Source organism: Clostridium boliviensis (assembly GCF_033342255.1).
Lineage (GTDB): Bacteria > Bacillota > Clostridia > Lachnospirales > Lachnospiraceae > Lacrimispora > Lacrimispora boliviensis.
In genome coordinates this window covers 57,880-79,471 of record NZ_JAWONS010000329.1, presented here as the reverse complement: position 1 = coordinate 79,471, position 21,592 = coordinate 57,880, and the positions used below count along the sequence as shown (strand labels likewise).

At 39.7% G+C, this 21,592-nt stretch carries 23 protein-coding genes; 19 read left to right on the top strand and 4 right to left on the bottom strand.

All coding sequences use genetic code 11. The features are described 5' to 3' along the window. Positions 1-56 precede the first annotated feature (56 nt). The 3 genes from RZO55_RS24195 to RZO55_RS24185 are packed head-to-tail and all read right to left on the bottom strand — an operon-like array spanning position 57 to position 4,383. On the bottom strand, positions 57-1,211 hold the full coding sequence (locus RZO55_RS24195) for an MFS transporter (RefSeq protein WP_318066811.1): 1,155 nt from the start codon (positions 1,209-1,211) through the stop codon (positions 57-59). Further along, positions 1,201-3,774: a PEP/pyruvate-binding domain-containing protein gene (locus RZO55_RS24190; RefSeq protein ID WP_318066810.1), complete on the bottom strand. Its 2,574-nt coding sequence runs from the start codon at positions 3,772-3,774 to the stop codon at positions 1,201-1,203. The genes RZO55_RS24195 and RZO55_RS24190 overlap by 11 nt, the downstream gene beginning before the upstream one ends. A 15-nt stretch (positions 3,775-3,789) precedes the next feature. Continuing rightward, positions 3,790-4,383 (bottom strand): TetR/AcrR family transcriptional regulator, encoded by a 594-nt coding sequence (locus RZO55_RS24185; RefSeq protein WP_318066808.1) that lies wholly within the window; start codon positions 4,381-4,383, stop codon positions 3,790-3,792. A 288-nt stretch (positions 4,384-4,671) separates the two neighbouring features. On the opposite strand from RZO55_RS24185, the gene RZO55_RS24180 reads away from it, so the two are divergent. The 12 genes from RZO55_RS24180 (at position 4,672) to RZO55_RS24125 (ending at position 15,153) form a co-directional block, all read left to right on the top strand. Next, the gene (locus RZO55_RS24180; protein ID WP_318066807.1) at positions 4,672-6,009 is read left to right on the top strand and encodes a hypothetical protein; all 1,338 of its coding nucleotides are present in this window, start codon (positions 4,672-4,674) and stop codon (positions 6,007-6,009) included. Between the two features lie 186 nt (positions 6,010-6,195). Further along, positions 6,196-6,672, top strand: a complete 477-nt coding sequence (locus RZO55_RS24175; protein WP_318067107.1) for a GNAT family N-acetyltransferase — start codon at positions 6,196-6,198, stop codon at positions 6,670-6,672. A gap of 377 nt (positions 6,673-7,049) precedes the next feature. Then, on the top strand, positions 7,050-7,355 hold the full coding sequence (locus RZO55_RS24170) for a DUF3784 domain-containing protein (protein WP_318066806.1): 306 nt from the start codon (positions 7,050-7,052) through the stop codon (positions 7,353-7,355). Between the two features lie 560 nt (positions 7,356-7,915). Continuing rightward, complete coding sequence (locus RZO55_RS24165; RefSeq protein WP_318066805.1) at positions 7,916-9,094, top strand: HAD family hydrolase; 1,179 nt, start codon at positions 7,916-7,918, stop codon at positions 9,092-9,094. Then, the gene (locus tag RZO55_RS24160; protein WP_318067106.1) at positions 9,091-9,699 is read left to right on the top strand and encodes a CatA-like O-acetyltransferase; all 609 of its coding nucleotides are present in this window, start codon (positions 9,091-9,093) and stop codon (positions 9,697-9,699) included. The genes RZO55_RS24165 and RZO55_RS24160 overlap by 4 nt, the downstream gene beginning before the upstream one ends. Positions 9,700-9,740: 41 nt before the next feature. Then, the gene (locus tag RZO55_RS24155; RefSeq protein WP_318066804.1) at positions 9,741-10,229 is read left to right on the top strand and encodes a hypothetical protein; all 489 of its coding nucleotides are present in this window, start codon (positions 9,741-9,743) and stop codon (positions 10,227-10,229) included. Between the two features lie 14 nt (positions 10,230-10,243). Continuing rightward, positions 10,244-10,738 carry a hypothetical protein gene (locus RZO55_RS24150; RefSeq protein WP_318066803.1) on the top strand — a complete coding sequence of 165 codons (495 nt, stop codon included), beginning with the start codon at positions 10,244-10,246 and terminating at the stop codon, positions 10,736-10,738. A 36-nt stretch (positions 10,739-10,774) separates the two neighbouring features. Continuing rightward, positions 10,775-11,530, top strand: coding sequence for a class I SAM-dependent methyltransferase (locus RZO55_RS24145; RefSeq protein ID WP_318066802.1), 756 nt, complete (start codon positions 10,775-10,777; stop codon positions 11,528-11,530). Positions 11,531-11,645: 115 nt separating this feature from the next. Then, the gene (locus RZO55_RS24140) at positions 11,646-12,191 is read left to right on the top strand and encodes a GNAT family N-acetyltransferase (RefSeq protein WP_318066801.1); all 546 of its coding nucleotides are present in this window, start codon (positions 11,646-11,648) and stop codon (positions 12,189-12,191) included. 27 nt (positions 12,192-12,218) lie between these two features. Continuing rightward, complete coding sequence (locus RZO55_RS24135) at positions 12,219-13,109, top strand: hypothetical protein (RefSeq protein WP_318066800.1); 891 nt, start codon at positions 12,219-12,221, stop codon at positions 13,107-13,109. A gap of 59 nt (positions 13,110-13,168) precedes the next feature. Next, complete coding sequence (locus RZO55_RS24130; protein ID WP_336624361.1) at positions 13,169-13,471, top strand: hypothetical protein; 303 nt, start codon at positions 13,169-13,171, stop codon at positions 13,469-13,471. A 116-nt stretch (positions 13,472-13,587) separates the two neighbouring features. After that, positions 13,588-15,153 (top strand): nitrite/sulfite reductase, encoded by a 1,566-nt coding sequence (locus tag RZO55_RS24125; protein WP_318066799.1) that lies wholly within the window; start codon positions 13,588-13,590, stop codon positions 15,151-15,153. A 97-nt stretch (positions 15,154-15,250) separates the two neighbouring features. Here the strand turns inward: RZO55_RS24125 and RZO55_RS24120 are convergent, their stop codons facing one another. Further along, positions 15,251-16,132, bottom strand: coding sequence for a helix-turn-helix domain-containing protein (locus RZO55_RS24120; RefSeq protein ID WP_318066798.1), 882 nt, complete (start codon positions 16,130-16,132; stop codon positions 15,251-15,253). A gap of 156 nt (positions 16,133-16,288) precedes the next feature. Here RZO55_RS24120 and RZO55_RS24115 point away from each other — a divergent pair, with 156 nt between their 5' ends. The 7 genes from RZO55_RS24115 to RZO55_RS24085 all read left to right on the top strand — a co-directional run bounded on the left by RZO55_RS24115 (position 16,289) and on the right by RZO55_RS24085 (position 21,375). Next, complete coding sequence (locus tag RZO55_RS24115) at positions 16,289-17,362, top strand: Gfo/Idh/MocA family protein (protein ID WP_318066797.1); 1,074 nt, start codon at positions 16,289-16,291, stop codon at positions 17,360-17,362. A 19-nt stretch (positions 17,363-17,381) separates the two neighbouring features. After that, positions 17,382-18,128, top strand: a complete 747-nt coding sequence (locus RZO55_RS24110) for a sugar phosphate isomerase/epimerase family protein (protein WP_318066796.1) — start codon at positions 17,382-17,384, stop codon at positions 18,126-18,128. Between the two features lie 21 nt (positions 18,129-18,149). After that, a complete protein-coding gene (locus RZO55_RS24105; RefSeq protein ID WP_318066795.1) occupies positions 18,150-19,115 on the top strand; it encodes a sugar phosphate isomerase/epimerase family protein in 966 nt (321 codons plus the stop codon). Positions 19,116-19,136: 21 nt separating this feature from the next. Further along, a complete protein-coding gene (locus tag RZO55_RS24100) occupies positions 19,137-20,189 on the top strand; it encodes a Gfo/Idh/MocA family protein (protein WP_318066794.1) in 1,053 nt (350 codons plus the stop codon). Positions 20,190-20,298: 109 nt separating this feature from the next. Next, positions 20,299-20,865 carry a glycosyl hydrolase 115 family protein gene (locus RZO55_RS24095; RefSeq protein WP_318067104.1) on the top strand — a complete coding sequence of 189 codons (567 nt, stop codon included), beginning with the start codon at positions 20,299-20,301 and terminating at the stop codon, positions 20,863-20,865. Further along, a complete protein-coding gene (locus tag RZO55_RS24090; protein WP_318066793.1) occupies positions 20,855-21,193 on the top strand; it encodes a hypothetical protein in 339 nt (112 codons plus the stop codon). The genes RZO55_RS24095 and RZO55_RS24090 overlap by 11 nt, the downstream gene beginning before the upstream one ends. A gap of 38 nt (positions 21,194-21,231) precedes the next feature. Continuing rightward, complete coding sequence (locus RZO55_RS24085) at positions 21,232-21,375, top strand: hypothetical protein (protein WP_318066792.1); 144 nt, start codon at positions 21,232-21,234, stop codon at positions 21,373-21,375. The last annotated feature ends 217 nt before the right edge of the window (positions 21,376-21,592 follow it).

Genomic DNA, 21,592 nt, shown 5'->3' with positions numbered 1-21,592 from the left:
TGGAGATTTAAAAGTGTGATCAGCCCTTTTTTTTGTCCAAAGGTATGATACTTAAATCAGTGTATTTCAGCCCCTTTTCTAATTGATAAAAAACATATTACAGCAGCTAAGAAAAAGATAGATCCACCGATTGCATAAGGCAACTCTATATTAACTTCATATAAATATCCAAAAAGCAGCGGACCGACTACTTTACTCAGATTTCCGACGGTAGTTCCTATTCCCATGATCGTTCCTTTGTTTTTTTCCGCTTTTGTGGAAAGACTGGCATTTAGCGTTGGCACGGTTAGTGCGATTGAAACGGCCAACATGACTAAAATAAAAATTGTACTGAAAAATCCTGTCGACAGCATCATTGCAAGGATGAATACGCCACCCCCTGTCAACCCGATTAAGATCAGTTTACTGTCTTTAAATATTTTTGCCAGAAAACCGGTTAAAATTCCCTGTGATAAAACTAAGGAGACAGCCAGTACCATCCAGACAAATCCGATTTGCTGTGTGCTCAATCTGAATTTATCAACCAAATATAAGCCAATGATACCTTGGAAACCAGTTTGGCACAAACGTGATAGAAAGATTAGTATCAATATTGTTTTTGCAGGTCCGAGGAGTGTATTCGGCATAAAGGAGAATTTTATGCTTCTGGTAGTATTTGAACGGGTCAAAGATTCGGGAAGAATTGTAAGGATTAAAATAAAAGCAACGAAAGAAATAGCTGCACCGGTAAAAAAAGGCAGAGTAATTGTATAATTCGCCAGAGTACCCCCAAGAACCGGCCCAATCACGGCTCCGACACTCATTGCCGCACCCAGCTGACCCATATTCCTGCTCCGTTCTTCATTTGAAACAGAATCTCCCACATATGCCATCGCTGATGCTGCTGATGCGGAGGAAAGAATTCCAGACAGCCCACGGGCGATAAAAAGTGTTTCGATTGAAGAGGCTAAACCAAATAAAAACAAACTGACTGCGTATCCCAGCATACCGATGCTTAAAACCGGCTTTCTGCCGATTCGATCTGATAGAGCGCCCCAGAACGGGGCGCAGATTGTCTGCATCAGCGCGTAAATGGCTGTCAGCCATCCCAGCTCCCTGCCACCGGCACCAAAACTTTCCATATAGTAAGGCATGACTGGCAGAACCAGGCTATAGCCAAGCGATACGACAAAGCATACCAGATAAAGGATGAGGATGGATTTATTTTTCATGAATCATCACCGTCCCTGTTTTACCATCTACGGTAATGATTTGTCCGGTCTGAATCTTCCTGGTTGCGGAGTGAGTTGCCATAACCGCCGGTATGCCATACTCCCGGGCGACAATACTGGAGTGGCTAAGTGGACCTCCAATATCGGTTACAACAGCACTGGCTGAAGCAAATAACGGCGTCCATGCGGGAGTGGTAGTTACTGCAATCAAAATATCTCCGGTATTGAACTTCTCAAAATCGGCCGGACCGTACAGAACGCAGGCCGGAGCCGTCACTGTCCCGAAACTGGTGCCGATTCCGTAAAGAACCGTATTGCCATTAATTATTTCTGGTTTTTCCGGGTTACTGTGAGCATTTTTCTTTTTCTTTTCCGGGATCTCTGGTGGAGAAGTATAACTCTGGTTCTTTTTCCATTCTTCACGGCATCCGGGAATTGTTCCGGTCATATCCTGAAGTGTCTCCCCCCGGTCAAGCCGATTAACCAGATCTGACAATTCCGTCTCTTTGAGCCAGTATATTTCATCAGGCTGTGAAAGCGCTCCTTTTTTAATAAGCCGCTGTGCAACCTCATTCAGCATTAAGCGAATCACCGGATGCCCCATTCCCATTGAGAAAATAACGTCCTCTCTCATAGGTGCAGTTTTCTGTGCCCAACCAAGCAGTTTTAAGAACAGCTTTCTTCTGGGACCGTTAAGCTGATTGGATATTGCTTTTGCAGCCTCAATCCGTCTTTTTTTAGACTCAGCCTGACGCGTTAACGGACTTTCTCCCTGACCGGTTGTGAAGGATTTAATTGATTCGAAGGTCGGAGTAAGAACTTCCTGAGGTGTGGGATTGGAAAAATCAAATTCATAGGCGGTACGGCCATAATTTACAAAATGAAGCTGAATTTGTTTTTTCCATTGCGTCCACAGTTCATCGGAGATCATTGGAGGCGGGACCGCGGATGTGAACTGCCTGCTGATATCAGCAGCCGAAGTAATTCTGAGATAGTTGCTCAAATCCGGGTATTGGGAGACCCACTTGCCAATTTTATATAACGATTTCTCTGACTGCAAAGCAATTGTGTCCATTCCCAGTAAAAGTACTGAAATATCCGGTACGCCAGCTTTGGCGGCAGTACCTTTAAATAATTTTGTTAACAGGGTCTCACTTGTAAGTGCCGCAGGCAGGCAGAGCTGAATTTTTGTAAAGTAGGTACAGGCCGTTCCAAATACGGTTCGGACTCCATTGAGAAGTTGTTCTGCGCTCATTGATTCCATAGATTTGCTTTCCCATTCCGTAACAACTGCAGCGAATTCCTTTTGTGCTATATTAGATCTTTCTACACTCTTTTGATAGGTACGGCGAATGGATTTTGGTGAAAAAGATTTTGTAATCAGAAGAAATGGCTTAAATCTGCAGGACATATAGGTATATCCATTAATCGTGGTATATGCGCCATGTTCGGGCCACAACTTTTGAACGCCATCTTCAAACATATGGTTCCATAGAATATGTGTCGCCTGATTAATCAGATCCATTCCCAGAGTTGCAAATAAAGGAGTAACGGGACTGGGCAGATGTTCCGCCAGACTGCCTTTGGTATAGATTACTCCTTTTTCGAGAGGTTTCCACTGGGGAGGCAGAACTGTGATGGGACGGGCCTGAACGATATACATCTGATTCTTTTCCAAAGCCCATTCCACATCCATTGGCATCTGATAGTATTGTTCGATTGTTTTTCCAAGTTTTGTCAACACCTCGACCTGATTATCGGTGAGAGCCGGTTTCTGACGCATCGGATCGGAAACTGGCACCTCCTCTGTCCCTTTTGCGGTACGGATTGTCATAAGTTGTTTGTCGGCGGTCTCATATGAGGAGATTTTCTCTGAAGTCTTGGAAATAACAATGGTATCAGGGGTGACCAGGCTTGATACTACCGCTTCGCCAAGTCCCCAGGCGGCATTAATGAGCATCTCATCCCGATCTCCGTTTACTGGATTGACAGTAAATAAAACTCCTGCAGCATCAGAAAAAATCAGTTTTTGAACGGTGACGGCAAGTGCTACCGTAGACTGATCAATATGGTTGATCAAACGATAGGAAATCGCACGGGCCGTCCATAAAGAGGCCCAGCAACGCTTAACGGCATTAAGAACTTCACTTTCGCCCTGAATATTTAAATAAGTATCCTGCTGTCCGGCAAAGGAAGCGCCGGGTAAATCTTCGGCAGTAGCCGATGACCGGACGGCAACCGGTACATTGCCCAGCTTTTGATAGGCGGCGGTAATTTCCTTTTTTAGTTCGTCAGTTATTTCACCTTTTGTAAATATGCTGCTGATCTGCAGGGATGCTGCCTCCAGCTTTGCCGTATTACCCGGGTCAAGTCCATCTAATGCGTCGATAATCTGTGGCTGGATTTCATTTGTATTAACAAAGAGCCGGTAGGCCTCAGTAGTAACATGAAAGCCATCCGGAACCGGTAATCCGGCTGTCAGCATCTTCGACAGGGACATACCCTTGCCGCCTACGGTTTCAAGTGTTGCCTGTTGATGCTTCATTGATAAAATATAAGTCATATCATATACCTCCTTTTAAAGAGTGATTCCGTGTAAAAAGATATTAACTGCTTCATTGAGCATATCTTCCATACTATGAGATGGACGGGATGTATATGTGATAGAAAGCATTGAATTAATCAGCAGCCGTGATGCCAGTTGCGCATCTGTCACCCGAAATAATCCATCCTTAATCCCCTGTTCAATCACCGACTGTACAATATCCTGATAAGTATGCCGTATTTTTTTAATCCGCTCCTCGTATTCCTCATCCAGAAAATAAGCTTTTGTCGCCAGCCACATAAATAAGATGTTATATTCTTTTGAATAAGCAAGATTAATCTTCATAATTTCCATTAGGGATTGCTCCGGAGGAAGATCTGTATTGATAATCTTTTGTACCGTTGTGATTGCATTATTAACCTGAGACTCAATCGCATATACGATAATTTCATCTTTTGACTGAAAGAAATCATAAAGACTTGATTTCCCCAATCCTGCCAGATCAGCAATTTCTCTCATTGACGTTTTCTCGATACCCTTGACCTGAAAGAGATTCAGCGCTGCTATCATGATGTCAAGGCGGCGTTCCGTTTGTTGCTCTGGTGTTAGTGTAAACCCTTTTGGCATAATGGCACCTCCTGTAGCGACCGGTGTTCGATTCTTGATTTGATTATAAGCGACCATCGGTCGGTTGTCAATAGAAGTATATTCTGAAATTAGCTTCGGTGTGACGATAATCCCCTATAAATAAGGAATTCACAGTCAGGGACATGTTTATTTTTTTCTTTAACCAAACGGTTTCTGTGTGGGAATCCTGTGGCAGATGTGTTATACTGATGGAGATGATAATTTAACATTGATGAATATATAAGTACTTAATCTTTACACTTATTGGGATGGCGTGAGCTGACTCTAATGCAACGTGATTATAATAAAATAAATTATACGGGATTATATGAGGTAGTGCAGGAGAATAAACATCATGCACAAATGGTTATAAAAAGTATTAACTTGAGAGGTGTTAGTTTGAATAATTTATATGAAATGATTAAGCCGTTCTTAAATCAAACTATATTAACCACATATGAGTTCGGTTTTGCGGGGGAGGTATACATTGAGACAGATAGGTTTGAAGAAGAATACAACCAATATCTTCCGATTTTAGAGAGGTATTTCAGTCTGAAAAAACCGTTTTACTGTAACAGAAATTCTGCTTATTATTCGACGGATTTAATTGAAACAGCAGACCTGGTGAAAAATATAGCTCTAGATGCACCGATAATCTTAAAATCAGAATTATCATATGATAATAAGAGATATATTATATTTTCACTCACGGAATATATGTTGTCCTGTATAGCAAAATTAATTGGTGTCATATTCTCTTATACGTCTTTGGATTTTAATTATTATAAAGCGCTTAAAGAATACCTGATAGATTTGACTGATTATTTAACTCAAATTATTTTTGATGAAGAATTAAAACAATTTCCACCGTTATCTTTTGGCTTAGTTGATAGGATATTATCGGATATGAAGGAACTTAATATTTCACATGTCCGTGAATATTCGGAGATGGATCATATTCTTATTATGTTTATTACTTATTTTGCATTGTGTGATTATATTGGGGAGCACGATATTATCATTTCACCTTTACAAGGGGCTGCACTAATACCGCCATTTTTTATATCTATGCAAAAATATACCAGTCGTATGAAGCGGTGTTCTGGTTTGGCAGGGTATGAATATGTTAGGTTTTCAAAATATGATAATACTCACTATTGTAAATTGTCCTTGCCGGACCAGGTGCGTTTATTAAGTGCTCAATATCCAGAAAGTACAAAAATTTTATTGTTAGATGATAATACAGGCACTGCAACTACAATAAAATATATAAAACAAGAATTGTTAAAATATTTTAAAAACATCTCAACTTGTGCCTTAGAGTATTATTGGGAGGGAAAAATTTTCAGAACTGATTATCCGGCGTTTCAATTGGAAGAAATCGATTTAATAACACCCCTTTGCTACAGATATTTTAAAATACTTGAGGAACATTTAGAATACTTAAAGAATGAAGAAGATATTAACTTTCGGTATGATTTAGTCGAGTTTAGTAAAATAAATATGATTTACGATAAAATAGACTACTGTCTATATATAAAAAATAATTGTACAGATATTTCAACAAAGACGAAAGCTTTGGGTATTTATGAGAGAGTTAAGGAGATAATGGAAACCCTCTCATAATTAGTTAATAAAACAGAGAGTCATATTCCAATATGATGAGAACATTGTGGGGAAAAATATGCGCTTAACGATATTACATACAAACGACATACATAGTTTGATAAAGAAGTGTCATGCTTATAAAAAAATGAAGTAGAAATTGAGGAGGAATATAAAATGGCAGGAGATTATCCAGAATTATCAAAGATGACAAAAGCAAATGGTAGAGTCTATTCTGATAATAGAAATATAATAAAAATTACAGACAACAAAAAGGAATTTATAGACTTGCTATTGTTGGCCGACGAGCAGGAAAATATGGTAGATCAGTATCTTGAGCGAGGTGAAATGTTTGTTTTGGATGATAATGGTATAAAAGCTGAATGTGTGATTACAAAAGAAGGCAATGGTGTGTATGAACTTAAAAACATTGCTGTTTCGCCTGATTGTCAACGAAAAGGCTATGGAAAAAGCCTGATAGAGTTTCTGTTTTCCGCTTACACTGATTGCAACACTATGTTTGTTGGGACAGGAGATGTTCCCTCTTCACTTACTTTTTATAAAAAATGTGGTTTTACAGAATCACACCGAATAATAAACTTTTTTGTAGATAACTACGATCATCCAATATTTGAAGATGGAAATCAACTGGTTGATATGGTTTATCTGAGGAGGGAACGATAAATGTTATCAGCCATCATAAACAGACGTAGTATACGGAATTATAAAAAAGTAGATGTCTCCAGACACATGATAGAGGAAATTTTACAGTCAGGGATCCTTGTTATGGATTTGCGATACATATTTTGCATATAGGGAATTAAGCGATTGGTTACATGTTGAAGGAGAGCTTTTTGCTGCAATGGCAATAGGATATGCAGATGAAGATCCTCTTGCGAGACCCAGAAAAAGGTTAGATGATATTGTTGAATGGCGTGATTGAATTTAATTATTAAAAATGTTTCAATGGTAAGTATCATAAGCAAGAGAAAGCAATCAGATGCTGATAAAAGTTTATAACTTTAGTGGTGAGAAATATGACGATGACTATTTTTTTGATTTTGGTTGATATTAGTACGGCAATTATTATGTTCCTAATGGGCTGGGGTTTCTACATATCTAATGGAAAAGCATCAATGTTTCTAACAGGATATAATATGAGGTCGGAAAAAGATAGAAAAACTCATGATGAAGAAGTGAATATGTGCAAAAACTATGGAATACGAATGATGATAATGGGGGTTCCATTCATAATAGGTGCAGTAATTGATTTTTATAAAGGTGGAGCAGGGTGTACATTTGCATGGATAGTATGGATTATTTTGTTTGTTCTTTTAGTAATAAAAAGGTATCAATTGGAAGGTTGAAAAATTATATCGCTGAATCCTTATTTTACGGAGGCAGCAGCGAAGTTAATTTATATTATACATTGCAAATTAAACTTACCGGGGGATGACATGAATGATTTCATATATTAAAGCGACAGACGATGATATAGAATTACTTATGCAAAGCAGACTGGAGATGTTAAAAGCAGTAAATAACTTAGCAGAATAGTTACGGAAATAAGTTTAGACGCTACTGATTTAGGTAGAGAATTATATAAAAAACAAGGTTTTATAGATTCAAATGAATGCATGGTGTTAAATTTGTTATAAGCAGTTATTTTGTGGAATAGTGAAAAAAATATATATGCTCATAAAAAAAGACTAGAAGGATTTCTTGGTACAGCACTGTAAGTATTTGCCCAATGCATATTATTTATATCAGGTACAGGTAAATAGAAAATGAAAGGAGCAGATATCGTATGGACAATTCCCCGGATTTTATGAAAAGAAATTTAAACAAGGTAATCATGCGTTTGGTGGCAAGCGGATTATTTAGAATATAGTTTAGCAATTAAAACTCCTTAAGTGAGGTATTAATTATGAGCAAAAAAGAGTTTAAACGGGAAAGCAAAGAAAAGAAACCTGTACTGGCCATCTGCTACGATTTTGACAAAACTTTATCGCCGAATGATATGCAGGCGCAAGGCTATATTCAATCAGTAGGCTATGACGTGGGAGACTTTTGGACTGAATCCAATGAATTGGCAGAAAACAACGAGATGGATCAGAATCTGGCGTATATGTATAAAATGGTTCAGGAGGCAGAGGGAAACTTAATCTTCAACAAAAAGACATTAGAAGACTATGGTGCAAAGGTTAATTTGTTCCCTGGTGTGGGAGACTGGTTTGAAAGAATATGTGAATATGGGACTTTCCAGGGCGTTATTGTGGAACATTACATAATTTCTTCCGGACTCAAAGAGATGATCGAAGGAACATCTGTCGCCAGGAAGGGCGCTTTCAAAAAAATATACGCAAGTTCCTTTTACTACGATCCCAGAACCGGTGTTGCAAAATGGCCGGCACAGGTCGTAAACTATACAAATAAGACGCAATTCTTGTTCCGGATAGAAAAAGGAGTTCTGGACATCAACGATCAGGGGGTTAATGATTCGTTCGCTCCCGAAGAAATGCGTGTACCATTTCGCAATATGGTATATATCGGAGACAGCGATACAGATATTCCTTGTATGAAACTTGTGAATTCATATGGCGGACATTCAATTGGTGTATATAATGCTGCAACAAATGATAAATCTAAAGTTTATAAAATGATGCACGATGGCAGGATAAAATACTATGTACCGGCTGATTATTCAGAAGGAACGGAATTGGATAATTTGGTGAAATCAATTATTAACCGAACGGCTGCCAATGAGGCTTTGGAAGAAATTTTCTACCAATGTAAAAAAGAAAAATTCGAAGCTGAGAAACAAAACAGTGAAGAAGGCCGTAAAAAAACTGATTTATTAATTGCATTGGAAGGCAGTGGGAATTTTGCAACGACACATTCCATAATAAAAGAACTTAATATCTTTGAAAATTGGTCATCAGACGAAAAAGAGCTGCTATGTAAAATTGCTGTTGAGAATAGTCAGGTATTTTGCTTATTGGGCGATTTGGATGTAAAACTTTTTTATCAAAATGTGCTTAAGGATATCCGAAAACTTTCGGAATATGCAAAAAGAGTAAAGGACGAAATTGAAAAATATGACTGAACGTATCTGTTCACTGCCAAATATTCAGAAACAGTATAGAACCATCTTATTGTGTTACCTTTGAATTGGATATTACAAATTTCCTGGCAAAAGTCCGGGCAGAAAAATTTCCCTTTACTTTTTCCCTTATCTTTATCGTTTCAAAATGTGCAAATAACATTGAGGAATTCCGCTATCGCTTCCTCGATGATCGGATTGTGCTCTATGACAGGATTAACACTGCTTTTACCTATCTGGATAAAGACACTGAGTTGTTTAAAGTTATTAATGTTGAGATGCAGGATACACTGGAACAATATAATTCGGCAGCAGCCCGGAAAGCTGAAAATCAAAAGGACTATTTCACCGGACCGCTTGGGAATGATGTATTTCAGTTTTCACCAATGCCATGGGTATCGTATACTCATATTTCACATACAAACTCCGGTAAAAAAGATAATGCAACTCCTTTGTTTGATTGGGGAAAATATTTTGACAGAGATGGGAAGAAAATATTTCCGTTTACAGTTCAGGTTCATCACTCTTTTGTAGATGGAATACATATTGGAAAACTGGTGGATTCGTTACAAAATTATTTGAACGGGTTATACGACTCAAACTTCTGATTTTGAACATCAAACATTATTAATGGCAGGAGGTATTATAATTGGAATTTAGAATAATCTCTTTACCCCCATTTAAGGCAGCATCATCCGGAATAGATAAGTATTTTGATTTTTCTTCCGAAGGCGTATTAGGCAAATTTGACAAGTATTTTTCTGCTATCCAGGTATCGGACAGAGACAATTTTTTACCAAGGGATTTTCTTTATTATGATGAACAACAGAAAGGAATGGTATGGATATGGGCGTTGAGTGAAGACATGGATGACGGTGGAAATGAAGTGATTCATTTTGATGGCGGTTACTATTTAACTTATGCTTACAAAGATGGAGATGAGGAAACCAACGGAAAGCTGTACAAAGAAGCGCTGGTATATATTGATAGCTCAGAGTTTTTTGAATTAGATATTCGCCCAAATCATTATGCCATGGGACATATCATAACGCCTGCTGAAATTATTAAAGCTCAAGGTTGGGCTCAGATGGAAACATTTATTCCAATCAGACTAAAAAGTAAATATATCACATGTTGAAGGGAGACATCTGCATGAAAGCATGGGAAAAACATATCGACGCGTTTTACTTGATGATAAGCGGGGAACAGAAACTGGTCTATCAGCCGATAATTAACATGTTGGTTGAACTGGGTTACACCCCGATGAGGAAGCAGACAAAGGGATATATACTATCCTTTTCGAACCTTTCCCATAACAGGGTCATAGCTCGGTTTGGTGTTCGAGAGGGTAGCGGAAATGCTTTTTTTGGACTGCGTTTTTCATCTTGTACCAATTACTCGGATAAATTTGGCCAAGTTGTACGCGACAGGATTTTATCGAGCAACAATCGTTTGGCAAAGTGCGGTGATTGTGCCTTCTGTAAAGGTGATAAATTTGTTTATAGATACACGTTCCCCAATGGCGAAATGAAAGCTGCGTGTGGCGCGTTTGTGTTGGATATACCTGATGTTACGACAGATGATATTGATGAAATTAAAAGGCTTATAGACGAACAGCACACATATTTTATGAAATACGCAGTATGAGCAAGCTGATTTAATTTAAAGGTGCGAAAGGATTATATGGAAGATTATTGTCAACAAAATAAAAGAGCATGGGAATATAATGCATATGACTTTTGGATAAATAATTCGGGAGAACCAAAAGACAGGGCAAAGAAAGATTTGGAAGATCCAATCGGAATGCTGAAACGATATGCGAATTACTTTGAGACTTATAGAGACATAAAGGTGGCTAATATATTTGGCTCATGTGGTAAGAAAGTAATACCTCTTGCAATTCTTGGTTCAGAAGTTACTATTTTTGATATATCAGAAGACAATAAAAAATACGCACTTGAGGTAGCGGATGCTGCAAACGTAAAAATTGATTTTGTAGTTGGTGATGTTTTGGAAATAGACATGAATAAATACGAGAAGTTTTTTGATGTGGTATTAATGGAGGGAGGAATCCTTCACTACTTTCATGAAATTGATCAATTCATGAGAGTAATGTGTCAACTTCTCAAACCCAATGGCAGGTTAATTTGTAGTGATTTTCATCCATTTCAAAAGATATCGGATATGTTAGAGATTGAGCAGCCAACAATGAGTTATTTCTCAACGGATGTGTTTGAAGGTGAAATGGCCCATGCAAGATTTTTTAGTGACGATATTCGTAAACAGATGCCTTTATGCAGTTATAGAAAATACACGATTAGTGAAATAATCAATGCAGTTATATTTAATGGATTCAGTCTGACACAATTTGATGAACATCCAGCCTGGAAAAATGAAAATGTCCCAGGAGAATTTACACTAGTAGCCAGGAAAACTTAAAATATGGAAACCTGCTATTTCCTTTGTGGGTAATAAAGGTATCTCATATCCGTGGAATTTTATATAAAGGCCGTTTTTTAAACTGATTATTTTGAAGTTGTAAAAGGAAGAAACAATGACAAATTATATAATAGAAACAGAACAGCTTGCATTAAGAGAGCTGACAATGGATGATTATGGGGCATGGCATCAGATATTATCGGATCAGGAAACAATGCAATACTACCCAAGGGCGTTTGATAAGGATAAGACAAAGAGCTGGATCAACTGGAATATTGACAACTATGGCAAATATGGCTTTGGATTGTGGGCTGTTATTTTAAAAGAATCAAATGAGTTCATTGGAGATTGTGGTATTACCATGCAAAATATCTATGGTGATGGCAATTTGTTTCCTGAAATAGGCTATCATATTGATAAGAAGTTTTGGAATAAAGGGTATGCTTCACAGGCAGCTAAAGCCTGTTTGAGGTATGTTTTTGAGAATACTGATTCTGAAGAGGTTTTTTCATATCAAAAGGCGATGAATATCCCATCAAGAAAAGTTGCCGAGAAAATGGAGATGTCATTGCGTGGGGAATATTCAGACGAGAAAAATATAAAGACAAGTGTATATTCCATTACCAGATCGCAGTTTAGTGCTATGAATATAAGGGTTTAGGAATATGAAGGGAAAAAACATGCTCTAATGAAATATATTTTTGGAATAAACATAACAGATGACAAAAATAACACCAGGTTGGATGGTGAGATATTCATTTCTAATTCTTCAGTCCCTGTATTGGCAGAAGCTTTTGAAAAATGTGATAGTCTATATAAAAACTATTTAAAACAAACATCTCTGCCATTCTGGCTGAGAGTTATTAAATTACTTTCCTTCTTAACAACTTTATTGATGCTTGAGTGTCTTATCTTGGATTCATCTGACGGATCTCTTAAAGAAAAATATGCTGATGCTCCTGAGTTGTTTTTTATCTCAGCAATTTTTTTTACTGTTTGGTTAATTTTATTTTTAGTAGAAAAAAGAAGAAAAAGTCAACATAGCGACAAAAATGATTACGATAGGAACTATATTCAAAATATTCAAAACTATGCAAAAGAATTACTTCATATACCGGAAGATGCAGAAATAATGGAAGTTATATTCATATATTATAAGAATAAAAAAAGAAAAGGCATTGATGTATCAGATTTTCATTATATAATAAATTCTAATGTTTATGTTAATGTTAAAGACGCTGTTTTACATATGGCAGATCTTGGTAATGAATGGTCTATACCGCTTGCTTCCATTACCGGGTTTAAAAAAATAAATAAATTAATCTTTGTTCCTGAATGGTTAAAGGAAATTCCTTATAATAAAGGGATCTATAAAAAATATAAAATCAGAAAAAATGGTATAGGATTACTATTTTTTAAACCTTATTATGCCCTTTGCATTACATGGCAGGATGAGAATTATGAGTTATTCATACCTCCTTATGAATTGGATAAGTTATCCACGTTAATCGGAGTTACTTGTGAGGTAAGGACAGTAACCGATAAATCAGATAGCTTGCAAAAGAAATTTATAAGTTAAAGTATGAAAAGTGGTATCAATCCGGTTATATGGATAACCGTTATAAACCATATATTATTATGTACGAAGATACAGCTGTTTCAAGTGTTGGAGTGTGTATTAATGATATAAGCTGGCAAGATCAACGAAAGAGATATGTACAAATCAGCACTGTTATGACTCTGCCTGAGTATAGAAACAAAGGATTAAATCGATACCTACCCACCGTTTTTGACTCTCTGACTACCATGTATCATGCGGTACTGAGCTATTTCTCCCTTAGAGACGGAGGAATGATCACAGTTCATGGTGTGGCTGAAAAAGGTGATATTTTAGGTAATCCCGCACTTGTGGAGGCACGTAAACTGGGAGAAAATTGCTGAAAAAATAATCACTGAGCCTATTGAAACACCCTGATAAATAATTTTATTTTATTCTTTCTATATTTTATGGTAAAATAAAGTTATTAAATCATATAGGTTAAATAGGAGAAAAAACAGTGAATGAATATAATAAAATACTAAAAGAGGAAATCGCGGAATTCAGAGAAGCCGGCCATAAGTTTGTAAATAAGGAAATTACGACCGCTGAATTTAAGGGAAAATCCGGAGGTATGGGAGTTTATGCACAAAGAGGCGGCGAAGCTTTTATGATTCGCTTAAGGATACCCTGTGGTATCGTATCATTTGCCCATTTGAAATTGATCCATAAATTTGCCGTGCAATATGGTTTACAACGAATTCATCTTACCACCAGGCAGGCTATTCAGCTTCATGATCTGGATATTGATTCTGTCTGTGATATCATGGAAACTGCAATTGACCATGGTTTGTATAGCAGAGGAGGCGGCGGCAATTATCCCCGTAATGTCGCCCTCTCCCCCCTGTCTGGTGTGGATAAAACAGAAGCCTTTGATCCTACGCCCTATGCGATGCAGGTGAACCGGTATGTCATGGAACGGATCAGGGAATACCATCTGCCCCATAAACTGAAAATAGCATTTTCTAACAATGAAGCGGATACTGCAAACTGTACCATTAATGATCTGGGATTTATGTCAGTCATGGATCAGGGGAAACCTTTTTTTAAAATGTTTCTTGCAGGCGGATTAGGTAATAATCCGGCAGTAGCTTTACCGTATGATGAACTGATCCTTCCTGACCAGGTCCTGTACCATGTGGAAGCTGTTACCAGAATATTTGTGGCGGAAGGGGATTATCAGAATAAGGCAAAAGCGAGAATGAGGTACATTCCCAAAAGGATGGGAGAAGAAGCATTTATGGAGTGTTACAAAAAGCATCTCGCCCAGGTGACAGAATCCATGGAACTGAATATAAATGTGGCTGCAGACGGGATATATGAATCTGCAGATAAGATGCAGTCTTCTTATATCCATACAGACAGCGGTAATCTGATCGCTCAAAAACAAGAGGGATTCTATACCGCAGTCATTCATCCCCAATGCGGACAGCTGCCTGTAAAAGCCCTTGAAGAAATAATTACATTTCTGGTGGATAAACAGCAGGACATTCGTCTCAGTATGACGGAAAGCATGTATATCCGCAATCTGTCCAGAGAAGAAGGAGAAAAGCTCCTTGCATTAATGGAAGAGATCAATCAGGTAACCAGAATTGGCATGAGTGTCAGCTGTGTGGGAGTTCCAACCTGCCAGATAGGAGTTTTAGAGAGCCAGACTTTATTAAAAGAAATAAACAGGGTATTGATGGAAAACAGGATAAAGACGGAATATCTGCCGGGAGTCTCCATATCAGGATGCTTTAATTCCTGTTCCAGGCACCAGATAAGTGAAATTGGCTTTGATGGCTGTAAAAAACGTATCTCAGATGCTCCGGCAGATGCCTTTGAACTTCATATAGGGGGAGCGGCAGGGAGCGATAACACTCATTTGGGGAAATGCATGGGTGCAGTAAAAAAGGAGGATATTCCGAATTTTGTGATGAAGCTTTCACAGGCATTAAATACCAAAGGAATGTATTTTATGGATTATTTAAAGGGATACCGGGAAGAGTTTGAGGATTTGGTGAAACCATATCTGATTCCATAAATGAGCTTCCGGCAGTTTGAAGAGCTGGAACTAAAAAAGTCAGGATTGAAGGCAGAAAACATGTCATCAATCCTGATTTTCTTTGTTTAAAGCAAGTTTACTTAAGTAATCCTGGACATTTGTTGTTATTCCATGGAAGACATTCCTGCTGGCAATGTTTCAGTGTATCGTTTTCTTTATATACATCAGTATATTTGCTGGGACTGACGCCAAATATGCACATAAAGGCTCGGTAGAACGTGCGCATGCTGTTAAATCCGGCGCTCATGGCCGCCTCTGTAATCGTGGATTCCTCACTGTCTAACAAGATACCTGCCACATGCCGGCAGCGGAGTGAGTTAATATATTCACTGATACTGCATCCTACATGTTTGTTGAATATGTGAGAAAACCGGCTGGTACTGTAGCCAAATTCCTCCGCAATGGTTTTCAGGGTCAATGTATTTTTGTAATTATTGTGAAGATAAGTGAGAACATTGCGTACCAAAGCATCGTCATCCTTTGTATGTGTATTTTCCATCGGAATGTTTTCTGTCAGCAAAGCCAGAATTACATGAATATACCCTCTGGCAGCCATGGATTCTGGTGTTTTTCGCTGCAGGTCACAGCAGCACCGCATGCAGCGGGCCACCTCCTGGGTCAGAATTTTGTTGGATATATGACATAAGGAAAAGGTCTTTCCCTTCAGTTTCTTTTGAAAGACAGGTATATAGGAAAGGGGGATCGTCATCACTATGGTATCTGAGTATTCAGGGGTTAAATAACGGTGCACGGTGTAGCTTGGTACCAACAGCAGTTCCCTGGTCTGAATACAGTAAGATTTCCCGTTTAGTATTGCTTCCATGGTGCCGCTGCGTATATATACCAGTTCCAATGCACTGTGAAAATGGGGAGTGCAGTTGTTATTGATGGAATACCAGGCAGAAGAGTTAGCCTGACTATCCCGGGATATTTCATAATTATATTTTGAATCAATCATTGGAAGTCTCCTTTTTGTATAAAAGAAATGCAGCCAATTTTGGCACAAATTATGCTTTTTACGGCAAGCTAATACTGTTTTATTATATTATAATCTAATTGTAAAAAATTACAAGTAACGGATTAATCAACATTGAGCAATGAAAGGAAGGGGTATATGGAATCATTAAAGCTAGGAATTATAGGGTGTGGGGGCATTGCAAACGGTAAGCACCTGCCGTCTGTTAAGCAGGAAGGCAGAGCTGAAGTTGTGGCTTTCTGCGACATTGTTGAAGAACGTGCCTGTGAAGCTGCAAAAAAATATGGCACAAAAGATGCTAAGGTATTTACGGATTACAGGGAACTGATCAAGCTGGATCTGGATGCAGTTTATGTTTGTACGCCCAACCGTTCCCATTGTGAAATTACGGTAGCAGCACTGAATGCCGGCAGGCATGTCATGTGTGAAAAACCCATGGCTATCAATTATAACCAGGCAATGGAAATGGTAGAAGCAGCCAGGAAAACTGGTAAACTGCTGAACATTGGTTATCAGAACCGTTATCGCGCCGACAGCATTTACCTCAAACAGGAATGCGCCAACGGGGAACTTGGTGAAATATATTATGCGAAAGCGAAAGCCATCCGCCGTCGGGCAGTTCCGACATGGGGTGTATTTTTAAACGAATATGAGCAGGGAGGCGGACCGCTGATCGACATTGGCACCCATGCACTTGACCTGACATTATGGATGATGAACAATTATAAGCCCAAAAGTGTGGTAGGTACCATATATCATAAACTCAATGGTGAGAGACAGCCTGCCAATGCATGGGGACCATGGGAACCTGACAATTTCACAGTGGAAGACAGTGCTTTTGGGTTTGTCATTATGGAGGATGGAGCCACAATTACCCTGGAAGCAAGCTGGGCACTTAACTCACTGGATGTCCATGAGGCCAAAACCGTTCTGTGCGGTACCAAAGCAGGTGCGGATATGCTCAATGGGCTGACAATCAACGGTACCAAAAATGACCGTTTATATGAGCTGAAGCCAAACCTGGAAGCAGGAGGAGCTGCTTTTTATGAGGGTAATGTAATAACTCCTGAGGTGAAGGAACAACAAACTTTTTTTGATGCGATTCTTGGTAAGGGAGAGCTGGTGGTAATGCCGGAGCAGGCTGCAGTAGTTACACAGATTTTAGATGCTGTTTATCAATCTGCCAGAGAAGGACGGCAGATTATATTATAAAATTAAGAGGAGGTATCCTATGAGTCTGATTGAGGAGTTCAGTATTCAGCTTTATTCATTGCGTGAACTGACCATAGTAGATTTTCCTGGTGTTTTAAAAAGGGTTGCTGAGATTGGCTATACCGGTGTGGAATTTGCGGGTTATGGAGATCTGAGTGCCAGCCAGATGCGCAGTTTGCTGGAAGAAAACGGTTTAAAGTCCATTAGCAGTCATGTACCGCTGGAACGGCTGATCAATGATTTGGATGAGGAGCTGAGCTATAACCGGGAGATCGGGACAAAAACGATCATTGTGCCCTATCATCCCCTTAAAACGATCCATGATGTGGAAATTCTGGCAGAACAGCTTGCACCGATTGCTAAGGCTGTGCGCAGTGCAGGTTTTACGTTTGGTTATCATAACCATGCCCATGAATTTGTAAAAACGGAAGACGGTACATTTCTTCTGGATCTACTGATGCAATTGACTGATCCGCAGGATGTGGTATTGGAATTAGATGTATATTGGGCAGCTTATGCAGGTGTAGATGTGCTGGAATACATGGAAAAACAGCGGAAGCGTATCCGGCTGCTGCACTTAAAGCAAATGACGGATTTTGAAAGCAGGAAGTGTGTGGATCTGGACGAAGGTGTTCTGGATTTCAATGCGATTATATGCAAAGGATTGGAAATCGGAGTACAGCACTGTATTTTGGAGCAGGAGGATTTTGCTGTATCTCCGTACCAAAGCATAGAAAAAGGTTATAAACACATTATGAATCTGTAGATTTCTGAAAGGAGAATTCGTATGAAATTAGGAGTATTAACAGTTCCGTTATATGACCGGAGTGCAGAGGAGGCATTCCGTTATCTGAGCAGTCTGGGGGTGCAGACAGTGGAGATTGGCACCGGCGGCTCACCGGGCAGTAAACATTCCAATCCAGAGGAATTGCTTTCAAGTGAGAGCAGATTGTCGGCTTATAAGGATATGCTGAAAAAATATAATTTGGAAATCAGTGCTTTGAGCTGCCATTCCAACCATGTACATCCCAATGCAGATATCCGTGCACTGGCTGCCGAAGATTATACCCGGACCCTGCGCCTGGCAGAGAAACTGGGAGTCGATACAGTGGTGAGTTTTTCAGGGTGTCCCGGTGACTATGAAGGTGCAAAATATCCTAACTGGGTGACGTGTTCCTGGCCGACGGATTATCAGCATGTCCTGGATTATCAATGGAATGAGGTATTGATTCCTTTCTGGCAGGGAGCTGCCTCTGAGGCCGCCAATTACGGTGTCAAAAAGATCGCATTGGAGCTGCATCCCGGCTTTTGTGTATACAATACTGCTACATTGCTGCGGTTAAGAAGAGCAGTTGGTGATGCAATCGGTGCCAACTTAGATCCCAGCCACCTGTTCTGGCAGGGAATTCGCCCGGCTGAGGCCATTAAGGCACTCAAGGGCGCAATCTACCATTTTCATGCAAAGGATACTAAAATTGATACGGCTAATACACAGGTCAATGGTGTACTGGATACAGGAAACTATGGTGATTTATCAGAACGCAGCTGGTCATTCCGCTCCGTTGGCTGGGGCCATGATGCGGATGAATGGAAGGAGATCATCTCTGCTTTGCGGCTGATCGGTTATGACGGGGCCATCAGTATTGAACATGAAGATGCTTTCATGTCCGTTGAGGAGGGACTTGAAAAAGCCATTGACTTCTTAAAGGACATCATTATTCACGACCGTCCTGCAAAGGCGTGGTGGAACTAAAAGTCAGGAGAACATTCGATTATGGAAAAGAAAAAACTACATATTGCCTTGATTGGATACGGCGGCATGGGAAGCTGGCATGCCCGTATGCTTAACGAAATAACTGAAACCAGTCTGTGCGGTATCTGGGACATTGATCCTGTCCGCAGGGAAGCTGCGGCTGCGGACGGAATACATGTCTATGAGTCGCAGCAGGAATTGCTGAATGACATAACAGTGGAAGCAGTAACCATTGCGACTCCAAATGATACCCATTTACCTGTTGCACTCGCGGTCATGAGTGCGGGAAAGCATGTAGTCTGTGAAAAACCTGTGGCACTAAACAGGGAAGAACTGGCACAGATGACTGATTATTCAAGAAAGATGGGGGTATTGTTCACGGTACATCAAAACCGCCGCTGGGATGAGGATTATCTGATCATAAAACAGCTGTATGACCGGCAGTCGCTGGGCAGGATTTTTAATATTGAGAGCCGCGTACATGGCTCCCGCGGAATACCGGGAGACTGGCGAAACCAGAAAGAGCATGGCGGCGGCATGGTATTGGACTGGGGTGTGCATCTTCTGGATCAGATGAATAGGATGCTTGGCGGCCGCAAACCCCTCAGTGTTTTTGCACAGTTGACGAATGTTACCAACGAAGCGGTAGATGATGGCTTCCGCGCATTATTTCAATTTGATGACCAGCTGACTTTTTTAGTGGAAGTAGGCACCAGTAATTTTATTTCCATGCCCCGATGGTACATCCAGGGAGAAAACGGTACCGCCGTTATCCATGACTGGAAGCTAAACGGCGAAATTGTTATGGTCTCGGATTGGGAAAAACGTGATGCGGTACCGGTCGTAACGGCAGCAGGTTTGACAAAAACCATGGCTCCCCGCACGGATGAAACAGTGAAGAAATATCCGCTGCCGGAAGTACATTCCGATATCCGGGATTTTTACCGCAATGTGAATGCCTGCATTCATGAAGGGGCAAAGCCGCTTATTCAACTGGAAGAGGTTATGGAAGTCATGCATATCATGGAGGCTGTTTTCCGTTCGGCAGAGCAGAACTGTGTAGTGTACTTATAGGAAACTTAATAGATAAGCGTTAAATGGAGTGGCTGGCAGAAGAAAAGATTGTTTCTGCCAGTCCTGTTATGTGTAAGAAAAAATTTAAACGGTTAACAATGTATTTACTATCAGCCACTGGGATGGAGGGAAGAATAAAGAATATCCCTGGGAAATGGCATTTGAAGCACTCCTTCGCTGTGGAAGCAATGTTGTAATCCCGGGTACAGATTCCAATTCGAAACGATATGCATCTTTAGCATCAGCCATGGGGCTTTGGATTACCCACCATCATGCAGAGCCTCTGGGTGCAGAAATGTTCCTGCGAGCCTATCCAGATAAAAATCCCTCTTTTAAAGAGCATCCGGATCTGTTTCGTCATCTCTGGAAAGAGGGGATTGAAAGGCAGAAAAAGGAACGGATTATCTGGAATCTGGGCTTTCGTGGACAGGGAGATACTCCCTTCTGGGAACAGGATCCTTTCTACGATACTCCGACAGCTTATCTTTTAAGGCAGTTCATGGGTTATGTGAGAAATGTGGGAGACGGACCTTATTTCTATCAGTGGCAGCGGCTGATTATTTATCCAGAGAAGGACAGAAAAATTCTTCTATTATTAAATGAAGAAAACCATATGACAGATGAAGAATTGTATGCTGCAATGAAAGAAAGGCAGGGGGAATTGAATGGCTATTGAGATACGCAGGCTGACATCAGACTTTGCAGAAGATTATATACATTTTTTTGATATTACACCCCACGATGATAATGTGGGTGATAATAAGTGCTATTGTGCGTGTTGGTGTAATGATGACTATGCGGGCAAAGATTTTTCAATCGCAGAGAATAGAAGAAAATATGCCTATCAATATGTGAAAGGCAATAACATTCAGGGTTATCTTGCTTATAGTGATGATAAAATCGTTGGATGGTGTAACGCCAATACGAAATCAGATTGTCTGAATGCGTCAGATGGCAGAGATTTATGTCATACGTTCCGCTGGAGGAACTCAATTCGGACATAAAGATAAAATACATATTCTGTTTTGTAATTGCCCCTGACATGAGAACACAGGGGATAGCCACGCGGATGTTGGAACGTGTCTGTAAGGATGCGGCTCAGGAGAGATTTGACTTTGTGGAGGCATATCCGTACAAGGAATCAAGTTATCAGTCATCAGATTATGGCGGTTATGGCGGCATATGAATCTGGTAATAACCAAAGCACCATCTACATTTGGTTAACTCCCAGTGAATACTGATCATGCAATTATAAAGGATTTGGGTAAGCTGTTGGTAGCTTTTGGATATCATAGGGAGGTTTATGTGGGTATAAACTTAGTTAAAGAGGCTAAAAAATTAAAATATGGAAAAAGTGTTACTAATTATAGAGTTAAAACGTTTATTTAATATAGGGAGGTTTA

Coding starts and splice junctions, on each gene's coding strand:
- RZO55_RS24195 (WP_318066811.1), bottom strand. CDS start 1,211: ATGAAAAATAAATCCATCCTCATCCTTTATCTGGTATGCTTTGTCGTA.
- RZO55_RS24190 (WP_318066810.1), bottom strand. CDS start 3,774: ATGACTTATATTTTATCAATGAAGCATCAACAGGCAACACTTGAAACC.
- RZO55_RS24185 (WP_318066808.1), bottom strand. CDS start 4,383: ATGCCAAAAGGGTTTACACTAACACCAGAGCAACAAACGGAACGCCGC.
- RZO55_RS24180 (WP_318066807.1), top strand. CDS start 4,672: ATGCAACGTGATTATAATAAAATAAATTATACGGGATTATATGAGGTA.
- RZO55_RS24175 (WP_318067107.1), top strand. CDS start 6,196: ATGACAAAAGCAAATGGTAGAGTCTATTCTGATAATAGAAATATAATA.
- RZO55_RS24165 (WP_318066805.1), top strand. CDS start 7,916: ATGAGCAAAAAAGAGTTTAAACGGGAAAGCAAAGAAAAGAAACCTGTA.
- RZO55_RS24150 (WP_318066803.1), top strand. CDS start 10,244: ATGAAAGCATGGGAAAAACATATCGACGCGTTTTACTTGATGATAAGC.
- RZO55_RS24145 (WP_318066802.1), top strand. CDS start 10,775: ATGGAAGATTATTGTCAACAAAATAAAAGAGCATGGGAATATAATGCA.
- RZO55_RS24140 (WP_318066801.1), top strand. CDS start 11,646: ATGACAAATTATATAATAGAAACAGAACAGCTTGCATTAAGAGAGCTG.
- RZO55_RS24135 (WP_318066800.1), top strand. CDS start 12,219: ATGAAATATATTTTTGGAATAAACATAACAGATGACAAAAATAACACC.
- RZO55_RS24130 (WP_336624361.1), top strand. CDS start 13,169: ATGTACGAAGATACAGCTGTTTCAAGTGTTGGAGTGTGTATTAATGAT.
- RZO55_RS24120 (WP_318066798.1), bottom strand. CDS start 16,132: ATGATTGATTCAAAATATAATTATGAAATATCCCGGGATAGTCAGGCT.
- RZO55_RS24115 (WP_318066797.1), top strand. CDS start 16,289: ATGGAATCATTAAAGCTAGGAATTATAGGGTGTGGGGGCATTGCAAAC.
- RZO55_RS24110 (WP_318066796.1), top strand. CDS start 17,382: ATGAGTCTGATTGAGGAGTTCAGTATTCAGCTTTATTCATTGCGTGAA.
- RZO55_RS24105 (WP_318066795.1), top strand. CDS start 18,150: ATGAAATTAGGAGTATTAACAGTTCCGTTATATGACCGGAGTGCAGAG.
- RZO55_RS24100 (WP_318066794.1), top strand. CDS start 19,137: ATGGAAAAGAAAAAACTACATATTGCCTTGATTGGATACGGCGGCATG.
- RZO55_RS24090 (WP_318066793.1), top strand. CDS start 20,855: ATGGCTATTGAGATACGCAGGCTGACATCAGACTTTGCAGAAGATTAT.
- RZO55_RS24085 (WP_318066792.1), top strand. CDS start 21,232: ATGAGAACACAGGGGATAGCCACGCGGATGTTGGAACGTGTCTGTAAG.